Source organism: Mesotoga sp. Brook.08.105.5.1 (genome assembly GCF_002752635.1).
Taxonomy (GTDB): domain Bacteria; phylum Thermotogota; class Thermotogae; order Petrotogales; family Kosmotogaceae; genus Mesotoga.
On sequence record NZ_AYTW01000016.1, the window covers coordinates 54194 to 65595 of the forward strand.

Annotated in this window: 11 protein-coding genes; 7 read left to right on the forward strand and 4 right to left on the reverse strand. The window is 47.3% G+C overall.

Annotated features, from left to right (window positions below; genetic code table 11):
- Positions 1-254: 254 nt before the first annotated feature.
- The 7 genes from V512_RS14595 to V512_RS07255 all read left to right on the forward strand — a co-directional run bounded on the left by V512_RS14595 (position 255) and on the right by V512_RS07255 (position 7332).
- Positions 255-878: a DUF6305 family protein gene (locus tag V512_RS14595; RefSeq protein WP_243392306.1), complete on the forward strand. Its 624-nt coding sequence runs from the start codon at positions 255-257 to the stop codon at positions 876-878.
- An 11-nt stretch (positions 879-889) separates the two neighbouring features.
- Positions 890-2164, forward strand: a complete 1275-nt coding sequence (locus V512_RS07235; RefSeq protein WP_219724926.1) for a hypothetical protein — start codon at positions 890-892, stop codon at positions 2162-2164.
- A 64-nt stretch (positions 2165-2228) separates the two neighbouring features.
- A complete protein-coding gene (locus V512_RS07240; protein ID WP_099829779.1) occupies positions 2229-3890 on the forward strand; it encodes a C69 family dipeptidase in 1662 nt (553 codons plus the stop codon).
- Positions 3891-4003: 113 nt separating this feature from the next.
- On the forward strand, positions 4004-4639 hold the full coding sequence (locus V512_RS07245; protein ID WP_099829780.1) for a DUF6305 family protein: 636 nt from the start codon (positions 4004-4006) through the stop codon (positions 4637-4639).
- A gap of 61 nt (positions 4640-4700) precedes the next feature.
- The gene (locus V512_RS07250) at positions 4701-6005 is read left to right on the forward strand and encodes a C4-dicarboxylate ABC transporter (RefSeq protein ID WP_099829781.1); all 1305 of its coding nucleotides are present in this window, start codon (positions 4701-4703) and stop codon (positions 6003-6005) included.
- Between the two features lie 15 nt (positions 6006-6020).
- A complete protein-coding gene (locus V512_RS14600; RefSeq protein WP_165775360.1) occupies positions 6021-6173 on the forward strand; it encodes a hypothetical protein in 153 nt (50 codons plus the stop codon).
- 13 nt (positions 6174-6186) lie between these two features.
- Complete coding sequence (locus V512_RS07255; protein WP_243392307.1) at positions 6187-7332, forward strand: succinylglutamate desuccinylase; 1146 nt, start codon at positions 6187-6189, stop codon at positions 7330-7332.
- A 59-nt stretch (positions 7333-7391) separates the two neighbouring features.
- Here V512_RS07255 and V512_RS07260 read toward each other — a convergent pair whose 3' ends face one another.
- The 4 genes from V512_RS07260 to V512_RS07275 form a co-directional block, all read right to left on the reverse strand.
- Entirely contained in the window at positions 7392-8036 is a 645-nt protein-coding gene (locus V512_RS07260) for an HAD hydrolase-like protein (protein WP_099829783.1), read from the reverse strand.
- Positions 8036-8689, reverse strand: a complete 654-nt coding sequence (locus V512_RS07265) for an HAD-IA family hydrolase (protein WP_099829784.1) — start codon at positions 8687-8689, stop codon at positions 8036-8038. Before V512_RS07265 ends, V512_RS07260 begins: the two co-directional genes overlap by 1 nt.
- Positions 8690-8758: 69 nt before the next feature.
- Positions 8759-9262: an inorganic diphosphatase gene (locus tag V512_RS07270; RefSeq protein WP_099829785.1), complete on the reverse strand. Its 504-nt coding sequence runs from the start codon at positions 9260-9262 to the stop codon at positions 8759-8761.
- Between the two features lie 69 nt (positions 9263-9331).
- The gene (locus tag V512_RS07275) at positions 9332-11392 is read right to left on the reverse strand and encodes a S8 family serine peptidase (RefSeq protein ID WP_099829786.1); all 2061 of its coding nucleotides are present in this window, start codon (positions 11390-11392) and stop codon (positions 9332-9334) included.
- Positions 11393-11402: the final 10 nt, after the last annotated feature.

The window sequence follows — 11402 nt, forward strand, 5'->3', positions numbered from 1 at the left end:
GCCGCGACTGTGGTTCCATGTGGGACATGTCAATAAGTTGATGCAAGTGTTTAATGAGCCAGGAAGTCTTTTTGAAAGGGAATCTCACTCATGGAGTCAGAAACTAGAGCTTTTTCCTCCTATTTAAAACTTGTGTATCGATTGGAGCAAGCGGGCAAAATGGCATAAGGCTTTGCTATAATGATTATAAGAAAGTTTTACAACCTAACTTAATGAGTTTTCCGTTCTTGGACTGATTATTATTTATTTTGGGGATGGCACTGTTGAAAATTGCTACGGTTATGCTGATTCTTTTCGCTGGTTCAATTCTTTGCTCTCTGACAGTCGAACCTTTGCCCGTTATTGAAGATCCTCTGTTAATGACAGTTTGGGGCGAGAGCATAGAACTTCAGAATATAACCTATTTTTGTGACAGTCTTCAGATTGCTCGTGACTATTCGCGGTTTGCGACAGTCGAAGATCTCGCTTCTGGTGCTGGATACAGGATTGGGAGAGAGCTACCCGACGAATTTTTCCATCCATTCTACGTTACCGGAACTCCATATCGTACTCTTGTTGTCATTGTTGGAGGCGCTGAACGGGGATCAGCAGAAGATATCATTAGAATTGAGATGCTTGCCTCTTCAGTGAAGAGCTCTGGAGGAAAGGTTCTAGCAATAGACATCGATGTTGAAGGGATTGGAAACGATCCCGTAAAGGAAGAGTTCGTCCGAACAATCGTTCCGTTTCTAGATGTCCTTATAGTAGCCGAGAGCCCCACTGATCAATACTTGCCATATCTGAAAAGTGATACCCCTATATTGGTGGAGCTGCCAGTTGTTGTAGATCTCGTTTCAATCTTTGAAAGGGATTTCGGCGGCGGCAGGTGCTGTGACTAACAGGAGGATTAATGAAGAGAGTATTTTTGTTAGCCGTTATTATGTTAAGCGCACTTACATTTTCAGAGATTAGTGTTGAGTATTCGATTGCTTACGGAGGAGAAGGCGATGACGTTGCAAACGGTCTGGTTTTGCTCAAAGACGGAAGTATTCTGATTGCAGGATATACAACTTCGACTACCGGAGATCTCGGGACTTCAAAAGGGGAAGAGGATTTTCTCGTAGTGAAAATGGACGGCTCTTTTGAAGTGTTGTGGTCTAGAACTTTCGGTGGTAGTGATTCTGATGTTGCAGAAGCGATAGCTGAGACAAGAGACGGCGGCTTCATCGTTGTTGGCATGACAGAATCATCAGACGGCGATGTTTCCGTGAGTAACAAGCTTGGAGATTTCTGGATAATCAAGCTTTCCTCGGAAGGTGAACTACTCTGGGAGAAGACATTCGGGGGAAGTGGCCAGGACCATGCTTACGATGTTGTTGAGAGGCCCTCGGGAAATGTGGTCGTTGCAGGCTACACGAGATCGGTAGATGGAGATGTTCGAGGACATGTATGGGGAGAAGATTTCTGGATAATTGAGATCGCTTCTACAGGAGAGCTTCTGAAGCAGTGGACAATAGATGGAGAAAACAACAACGAAGATCTTGCTCGAAAGCTAACGATTACTGACATAGGCGAGATACTGGCTGTAGGCTATACGACCTACAAAGACGTAGGAATTAGCTGTAATTACGTTAACGAACAGGCTGCACTTGCGGTCATCGATAATGAAGGAGTCCTTTCTTCCTATAAGAGTTACGGTGGTATGTATCTCGAAGATGGTTACGATGTGATGATTTTTGAGGACACAATAATCATTGTTGGTGAACAGGATGCTGGAGTATCTATGTTTTCCAGCGGACTCGGAGGGAAAGACTTCTACGTTGTAACAGTAGACAGAGCTGGGCAAGAAATCTGGGCGAAGAATTATGGAGGAACCTTTACAGATATAGCACGCGTGGTTCAGCGATTCGGGAACGGACACTTTCTTGTTGCAGGTCACACAACTTCACAGAATGTTGACGTCAAAGATCCTCTAGGTATGAACGATGGGTGGATAATTGTAATAAAGGAAAACGGTGAGCTTGTCGAATCATTATCGGTAGGTGGATCGGCAGACGATCTAATTCTTTCGGGTGTCAGTTCAGATGAAAAGCATATTTTCTGTGGTTATTCAACATCATCTGACGGAGACGTAGAAAGCAACAAGGGCGGAAAAGATATTTGGTTGATTTCGTTAGGAAAATAGATGAGGTCTAGCGACCTTAAACTGGGGTATATCCCCAATAAAATCTAGTTGGGAGGGGTTTCATTTGCGTAAGATCCTATTGGTCCTGATTGTGGCTGCTGCAATAGTCAGTATTGGCCTTGCATGTACCACAATCATCGTTACTAAGGGTGCGTCTGTTGACGGTTCAGTAATGACGAGCCATTCAGCTGACTGTGGCCTCTGTGATTTCAGGTACGTCTATGTTCCACCCGCAGATTATGAAGCGGGAGCAAAGAGAGCAGTATATCCTTTCATCGAGCCATATCCACGTTATGTCGGTGCAGATATGGGTCCGACCTACAACGATCCAGACCTTCCGGCAACAGAGCCTCTGGGTTACATCGATCAGGTCGAGCACACATTTGGCTACTTTGATGCAGTTTATGGCGTAATCAATGAACATCAGCTGGCAATCGGTGAATGTACATGTTCTGCGAAGGTCTATGCGCAGCCAAGTGCAGATTGTATTTTCGATGTTGCTGCTCTTTCGAGAGTTGCAATGGAGAGAACTACCACAGCCCGAGAAGCAATAGAACTCATGGGTGCGCTTGCCGTTGAGTACGGTTACTACGGTTGGGGAGAAACACTGACAGTAACAGACCCAAACGAAGCCTGGGTCTTCGAAATCTGTGCATCGCCAGACAAGAAGAGTGCACTTTGGGCGGCGAAGAAGGTTCCAGATGGAGAAGTCTTCGTAGAATCGAACATGTTCAGGATAAGAGAACTCGATCCTGAAAGCCCTGACAATATGTTCTCGCCGAATCTTATCGATGTTGCAACAGAAGCCGGCTGGTACGATCCCAGCACAGGTCCTATCGACTGGATGGCGACTGTTAGTACAGGCGAGTACTCTATGCCTTACTACAGTCTGAGAAGAACATGGAGAGTTCTCGACAGAGTCTCTCCATCTCTTGGACTTTCTCCCTGGGTAGAAGACAGTTTTACAAAAGACTACCCATTCTCTATCGTACCTGACAAGAAACTGTCGGTTGCAGATGTTATTGATCTCTTCAGAGATCACTACGAAGGAACAGAATTCGATCTTACTGAAGGGCTTGCAGCAGGTCCATTCGGCAATCCTAATCGCTATGCCGGTTCCAGTAAGCTAATAAAGGGAAGCTGGGAAAGAGCCCTTTCTATCTTCAGATGTGAGTACGTTTTCGTCACTCAGTCGAGAGACTGGCTTCCTGATCCTGTCGGTGGAGTAGTATGGTGGGGAGCAGCTGCACCTCACGAAACGATTCTTGTGCCGATGTACTGTGGAATAACGGACGTTCCTTATGCTTATGACAGTGGTAGCCTTCAGGAATTCGACTATAATGTCGCATCTTGGGCATTCAACTTCATGGGCAACTGGGCAGAACTGAAGTGGAGTTACATGTATCCGGAGATTCAGGAACTTCAGAAGAAGATAGAAGGAAAGCTCTTTGCAGTACAGCCAGCGATTGAAGCGGCAGCTGCACAGCTTTACGAAACAGATCCAGAACTATGTAAGGAATTCCTTACTGATTACGTTGCCGACGTTACCGACAGAGTAATGGCGGAGGTTTGGGATTTCAACGAATATCTAATAACCAAGTACAGAGACGGATACATCAACATCCCGAACGTTGGTTCTTCAGCTGGATACCCCGACTGGTGGCTTGATGCAGTAGGATACGACGAAGGTCACATTTTCGGCGACGACGCTTACAAACCTAAATGATAGTCCTGGCCTGCCCCTTTCGGGGCAGGCTTTCTTCGATAATTTCGGACTTTGTATACAATATTTGTTTCAAATAAATGAGTCGAATAGAGCAGAAAGAAGGAGGTAGTTTCATGAAGAAAGCAATTCTCGTTATGATTATTGTTTCTGTTGTCGGTGCACTTGCCTTCTCGGCTACAGAAGTCTCACTGGCACTTCCTGTTGTAATCACTTCAGCCGGTCAGAGTACGGAAGTTGAGACGGTGACTTATGTTGCCGACGAAGTAGGTTTGAAGTACGATTATTGCGACATTCTCTCCAAAGATGAGCTAGCTGCCGGAGTAGGCCTTGGTGGAGCTGTGTCGGCTATTGGAAAACACGTGACCACGCTTTCCCCTGATCCCAAAGGGACGAAGTTTCAGTCAATGATCCTGGTTCTTGGTGCGAGTCTCAAAGGTATGGGAGCGTCGGGATTGTCTGTAGAATCGGAAGTTTCAAGGCTCAAGGCACTCATCGATTACGCAAAGGCGAACGAGATCGCAATAATTGCCGTGGCAATCGGCGGTTCAGTTCAGAGGGGTCTTCCTGGTAGTCCGATCGAGGTAATGATTGACACAGTAGCTCCCTTTGCAGACATCTTCATCGTGACAAAGGACTCAAACAAGGACGGCAGATTCACGAATGCCGCTTCAGAAAGAAATGTGCCAATAGTGGAGATTGATTCAGCTTTCGATCTTCTCGACACATTCACAGAAGTCTTCGGGTTGTAGTTGATTGGATGCGGCGCGATCGTGATGATTGTGCCGCGTTCATTATAAGGGGGTAATCACGTTGTCAGCTGATGCAATATATATGCAAACGATCATAGCCGGGCTAGTCATGGTTGGAGCCTACGCCGTTGGAAAGTTCCTGAAGTTTTCAACGGAACTATGTATGTTTGTTGCAGTAATCGGGGGAGCAATTGCCGGAGGAGCAGGTTTTGACACTTTCAGGCATATAGCCGAAGGATCTGTAACTTACCTCGACATTGGACTTATCTTCGTATTTGCGACGATTTTCATGAATATTATCAAAGAGTCGGGTGGAACGAATTATATCGTCAGGAAGATAATTGGAGCTTTCCATAACAAAAGAGTCCTGATGCTGATACTACTGATGCTTGTAATTCTAGTTCCGGGAGCGCTTACCGGAGCAGGGAGTATCTCCGTTCTAGTTGTGGGGGGTACGGTAGCAGCAGCCCTTAACGCGATGGGACTTTCAAAGGTCAGGATTTCGGCGCTAATCTTCATAATTGCGGGTTTGAGCGCTGCTGCTCCGCCAGTCAACATCTGGGCAATGATGACTTGTGCGGGAACAGCAATACCTTATGTGGGGTTCACAATGCCTCTTCTTGTACCGATCTTGATTCTGGCGCTGTTTTCTGTCCTGTTCTTTGGACGTGGTGCAAAGAACATAGACAAAGAAAAGGCACTAAAAGAGATTCCCGATCCCAAAGGGCTCTCCGGGTGGAGTGTTGCTGTTCCTTTCCTTGTCTTGATATTCCTGCTCGGGGCCCCCAGAATCTGGCCGTTCGGATTCCCGGTTCTCGGATTGCCTCTAGTCTTTGCAATCTGTGCGTTAGTTGCTTGGCTAATGAACTTCAAGAGAGTGAATATTCTGAAGGTCAGCAAAGAGACCGTTGCCCAATTAACACCCCTGATAGCAACCACCGCAGTTGTGGGAATGCTGATCCAGGTCATGAGTTTCAATGGTGTGAAGGGTTTGATCTCAATGTGGATTGTTACGGCTCCTCTGGCTATAGTCTGGATACTCCTTCCCTTCATAATACCGATATCGGAAGGTCTCCTTACATATGGTGGTGCGATGGTAATAGGAATACCGCTTATCTGGATGTTGAATTCAAACGGAATAAACCCGGTAATTGTTTTGGCAGGATTAAGCCTTCTATGGCCTCTTGGAGATGGACTACCCCCAACTGCGCTGATAGGGAGGTTGACAGTGAGTACGGTTGGCTATAAAGGTTCTTACGGCTCGTTCTTGAAAGAGTGTGTAGTGCCCTGGATAGCCATAACCGCAGTTGCTATGATACTGATTATCTTCGCCAACAAATTCAACTTCCTGATGATGGTAGGTTGAGGAGGAGGTGTCGTCATGACTTTGATAATGTTTCTGTATTATGTGATGACAGCCTATGTGGCAGGCATGCTAATATGGAACTTCATTAAGACCAAGGATTTAAAGAGCGAGATACTCTATACTTTGGCTCTTCTACCCCTCATTCTCAGACTGCTGAGAATGAAGTAGGGGTGGTTTTATGATGAGAAAACTTATAATCGCTGGTGTACTTGCACTTATAGTTCTGGCTGGAGGAATACCACTGTACGTTCAGAGGTACTTCAAGGAAGAAGTAGTGGCCGGACCAAGTGTGACTAACGTTTTTAAACTTAGCAAGTACTTTGACGGAATAGAAGGAACGATTGCAGATACCGATGTTTTTGAACTGAAGGGCGCAGAAGAAGGCGGGAAGACTCTCATAATAGCGGGGACCCATGCCAATGAACCTTCCGCGACTTTACTCGCATATTTTTTCATCGGGAATCTCGAAGTGGAAAAGGGAACAGTCTACGTTATTCCCCATTTCAATGTTAGCGGTTCTCTTGGAACACAGCCAGGTGGAGGATTTCCTCTCTACTACTATCTGGAAACTCCATGGGGAGAACAGAAGTTCAGAATGGGCGACAGAGGGTTCCAGGCACTTGACCAGTGGCCAGACCCGGACGTCTATGTACACTATCCTGATGGTCAGCTTTTGTCGTACATAGACGCAAGAAATACAAATCGATCCTGGCCAGGCAGGCCTGACGGATTCCTTGCTGAGAAAGTCTCCTTTGCAGCAATGGAGATGATCCGTAATGAGGGTATAGATATCGTTATTGATTTGCATGAAGCAGAGGCGATGTACCCTGTGACCAACTGCATAGTTGCCCCTGAGAAGTCAATGCCCTATGCAATAGGAGCTTCCTTCTATGTGAAGGGAAGAGAGAAGTTTGATAATCACGTGGAGTCTTCTCCAACCGGTTACAGAGGCCTCTCACACAGGGAAATTGGCGATTGGTCCGACGCATACCCGTTCTTACTGGAGTCACCCGGAGTCCATCTTGATCAGATTACGGCTGCCAAAACTCTAGAACTGATTATCGATGGTATAGACCCATTTGTGTTGAAGGCTGGTGAAAAGGGATTGCTTTTCGTCCCGTACGACGAGAACGGATTCTCTATGGACAGAAGAGTCGGACAGCATTCTTCAGTTATTCAAGAGATTCTGTCTCAGTGGACGAAGAAGAACCCCGACAGAGGATTCTCGGTTTCCGCCCCAAGATACGCCGAAATAGTCGAAAATGAACTTGGATACTACTTCAAGGACCCTGCTGAAGCAGATTCAAGAAAGGTATACTACCAATAGAATATCTTTCTGCATAGGAAAAGTGCATACGGGTTTTGCGTATGCACTTTTTTCATTTGCTATACATGTGAGGAATGGCCGTCATCAGAAACAATCTTTTCAAGCTGTAACAGATTGTCTATTGTGAAGTCGACTCGAATGGTTGGTCTGGATCCATTCTGAGAGAAGAAACATGTCTTTGTTCCCGCATCCCTTGCAGCAATGACGTCAAGGTCTCTATCACCAATGGAGAGAGTTGATCTGGGGTTCAGTCTATAATTTCTTATCGCGCTGACGAAAGCATCGGGGTCTGGTTTCCTCTTAAATCCGCTTTCTCTGGTGATTATGTCGCTGAAAAGCGAGGTCATTTCGTAGTAACTTAGCAGCTTGAAAGCAGTCTTTCGTGATCTATGAGTTATGATCAGATTCTTACCGCCATTCCTTACAAGTATTGAGCACACCTCGCGAGCACCTTCAAAAGGAGGTTGCTCGGCCGGGTCGAGCTCTTCTTCAGATTTCTTGAAGTCTTTGTAGAAGGCATAGTCAACTCCTCTATCCAAATAGAAGTCAACGGCCTTTCCGAGGGTGTCTTTCATGAGGGAGAGAATTTCGTTTTCGGAAGCGACATATCCCTTTCTAAGCAGAGCCTGTTTAAACAGTCTGACCATAGCGGGGTAGGTATTGAAAAGCGAACCGTCGAAATCCCATATCAGATTCTCGATCATCAGCTTTCACAACCACTGTATCTGTTGCACACCTGCAAAACAGAAGGAACCTGTTTCAAGGAGGTAACGACAAAATCAGCTTTTGTGGTTGCTGATGACGAATCTGGATTGAAGAGGCAGGTAGCTATTCCGGCGCGTTTCCCGGCCTCAATATCGATCTCTCGATCACCGATTGTAATAACTCTTTCTCTCTCAAGCCCATACTTGTCGATAATATACATAATTGCCTGTGGATCGGGCTTTCTGGCAAAACCACCGTCTGCGGATACAATTTCGGAGAAAAGATCCAGCATCTTGTAGTAATTCAGAAGTTTGGTCATGGAGTAATTACTCCTGTGACTGAAAAGGAAATTACTTCCACCGTTCTTATTAATCTGGATACAGGTATCCTTTGCCCCTTCAAAAGGTGGTTGTCTCTCCGGTTCAAGATGGTTCTCTATACTGTAGAAATCCTCCAGAAATCCACTGTGCAGTCTGTACTTATCCATGAAGTGTTGTGCAGCTTTCGATGTTGATTCCTTAAGCTTTTCAAGAATTTCTTTGACGGAAGCTCTCACCTCGTACTTCTCAAGGACCCTTGAGAATACCTCCGCTGCCGCAGGGTAAGTATCGAAGAGAGTGCCACCGAAATCCCAGATAACGTATTCATACATAATGGATTCTCCTTTCCTGTTGCTAAGTCAATGATATACGCTTTTCGGAATTTCGTCCTGTCGCACATTTTAAGAATTTTGAGTTTCTTCAAGATATCTTATTCTTGATGCAGCGATAATTTCCAACGTTTCTTCTCTTCTTACCCAGCCCTCAATACCCGTTTTCTTCTTTTCGAGATCCTTGTATACGGAAAAGAAATGCTCGATCTCCTTAAGTAGATGAGGAGGAACATCATCCAGGCTTTCTATATAGTTCCAGACCGGATCATGTATCGGAACACAAAGGACTTTCTCGTCAGGGCCCTTCTCATCCCACATCTTGAATGCGCCGATTGGCTTTGCCTCAATTAAACACCCGGGAAAAGTCGGCTCCCAGAGCAAAACCATTGCATCAAGCGGATCTTCGTCTTCGGCAAGAGTATTTAATATGAATCCATAGTCCATCGGGTAATGAACAGCAGAAAACAGAGTCCTGTCGAACCTTATCCTCTTGAGTTTCTTATCATACTCATACTTATTCCTACTTCCCTTAGGAATCTCTATCATTATGTCAAGCACGGTTTCTTCCTGCAAAGCTCTCACCTCCTTATCAATTATGCCAGAAAAAAGCCCCCTTGCGGGGGCTAGATATTGCATACAACCTCAGAAGGCACTGAAGTAAAACGACCAGCCGTCTGAAATGAAACCCGTTCCGGCTGGAAGTTCTCTCTCAAAATATATCCTCCTGCCCGGATCGTTGTCGTACTCTACGTAGCCGGTGAAGACGACGGTTTTATCGGCCAGAAAATCTTCTAGTCCCGGGAATGGTTCGCTTGTAAGCGTATACTGCGGTGCCGGGGCATAGTCCGGGAGCGCAAAAGTTCCTCCGTCGTAGGATATAGTAGAAGAGAACTCCTCGCCGGTGAAGGCGTTGATCGCGGTCACGATGAACTGCAGAAGCGTGATCTCAGGATCGACTATCTCCGTGCCTTCCTGGAAGACCGAAATCTTTTCTATCACCAATTTCGGACTTGAAGAAAACTCGACTACATCGGCCCAGACGTAGTTTATCGGGTTGTGAGTGACTTCGTAACTCTCCCACTTCATGCCTTCCTGCTCCTGCACCCTTCCAGAGAAATATAGCAGAGAGCTGGGATCGAAGAGGTCTCCGCTTCCAAAATAGACGTCGTACATCCCCACATCTATGTCAAAAGCCGCCGCTCCTGCCAGTTCGAGATCGCCTATGCTCTTGATGTATATCGGCGGAAGGTTCCGGTCATGGGGTATCATCGAGACGTACACGCCCGGTATCCCCATCGGATAGTCGCCCTCCAGTTCCTCATCGTAATAGGTCCTCTTCGTCTGAATCCAGAAGAATGCGTTTCCTCCGGTGCCGAAGGCATCGGGATCTAGCGAGAGCGATTTCTCTACGTTCAGCCTTCCGTAACCGCTGTCGTTATCCTTTCCAGGAGCCATTATATCGTCGGCTCCGAGCTCGATAAGTTTCCTGTACTGGTAAACGGTCAGTCCCATGTCTCTGTATTTCTGCTGGAGAATGGCGATCGCGCCCGAGACGTGAGGGCAGGCCATCGACGTTCCGCCGTAATATGCGTACGGCAGGTCGGGATAGGCGAACTCGGCCACATCCCAGAGTGGAACGGTAGAAAGGATCGAAAAATCGCCGGGAGCGGCCACCGAGAGCTTGACGCTCCTGTTCGAGAAATGGGTGATCCCGTCGCCCGCTGTGGAGGCGGCCACGACCACGACTCCCGGGTACATGGCAGGACTCTTGACTTCGTTCACATGTTCATTTCCGGCCGAGTTCACAAAGACCACCCGGTTTTCGGATGCATAAGCGATCGCATCGTACAGAAGCGTCGAAAAGCCCTTGCCTCCCCAGGAGTTGGAAAGTACCGTGGCCCCGTTTTCAATCGCATACACTATACCGGCCGCGACGAACTCGTCGCCTATATAGTCGGGCTGGAAGATCGGTATATCCATTATCTTCGCTCCGGGGGCCACGCCTACGACGCCATGGCCGTCGTCCTTTGCGGCGATAGTACCGGCGACGTGAGAGCCGTGCGCTCCGAAGGAGTAGTCTATGTCGGGGTCGATCTCCAGATCGAGGAGCGGATCGTACCTGTGAGTTATCTGACCCTGGAGATCTGGGTGGTTAGAGTCGATGCCAGTGTCGATTACGGCGACGATTATGCCGGTCCCATCGTACCCGGCGGCCCAGGCTTGCGGTGCACGGACCTTCTTGACTCCCCAGAGGAATCCTTCAAGGTCGGGGAACGCGTCCTCGGCAAGAACCACGGGCAGTTCGGGCAATTTCAGGTTATCGTCTTTCACCGGCTTTATAAGTTCTCTTTCGTAGTTCGGTTCTATGTATCTTATCGATGCGACTAGCTCCGGTCTCTCGACAAAAAGCTCCCTGATAGCGGCCCTCGCCTCCTCGACCGTCGAGTCGAACCGCAACCCCGCAGCGTTCAAGCGCGGTATATCGATGGTTATCTCAGCATCGAGAAGAGAAACGATCTCGCTCAAAGCCTCGATGTCGTTGTAACCCACTATAAGTCTTCCTTCAACGTAGGGCGCATCCTGTATCTGCTTCCATACAAGCTCCACATCGGCGCCGGCGCTGTTACCCGGGGCAACTCTCACACAGGAAGCGAACACAAGGGCCAGCAATACGACACTTATTAACAGTAAGGTTTTCTTCATCTGCACCACC

What these genes read in the sequence shown, in the direction of transcription:
- V512_RS14595 (WP_243392306.1), top strand. Translation starts at nt 255, where the DNA reads ATGGCACTGTTGAAAATTGCTACGGTTATGCTGATTCTTTTCGCTGGT.
- V512_RS07235 (WP_219724926.1), top strand. Translation starts at nt 890, where the DNA reads ATGAAGAGAGTATTTTTGTTAGCCGTTATTATGTTAAGCGCACTTACA.
- V512_RS07245 (WP_099829780.1), top strand. Translation starts at nt 4,004, where the DNA reads ATGAAGAAAGCAATTCTCGTTATGATTATTGTTTCTGTTGTCGGTGCA.
- V512_RS14600 (WP_165775360.1), top strand. Translation starts at nt 6,021, where the DNA reads ATGACTTTGATAATGTTTCTGTATTATGTGATGACAGCCTATGTGGCA.
- V512_RS07255 (WP_243392307.1), top strand. Translation starts at nt 6,187, where the DNA reads ATGAGAAAACTTATAATCGCTGGTGTACTTGCACTTATAGTTCTGGCT.
- V512_RS07260 (WP_099829783.1), bottom strand. Translation starts at nt 8,036, where the DNA reads ATGATCGAGAATCTGATATGGGATTTCGACGGTTCGCTTTTCAATACC.
- V512_RS07265 (WP_099829784.1), bottom strand. Translation starts at nt 8,689, where the DNA reads ATGTATGAATACGTTATCTGGGATTTCGGTGGCACTCTCTTCGATACT.
- V512_RS07275 (WP_099829786.1), bottom strand. Translation starts at nt 11,392, where the DNA reads ATGAAGAAAACCTTACTGTTAATAAGTGTCGTATTGCTGGCCCTTGTG.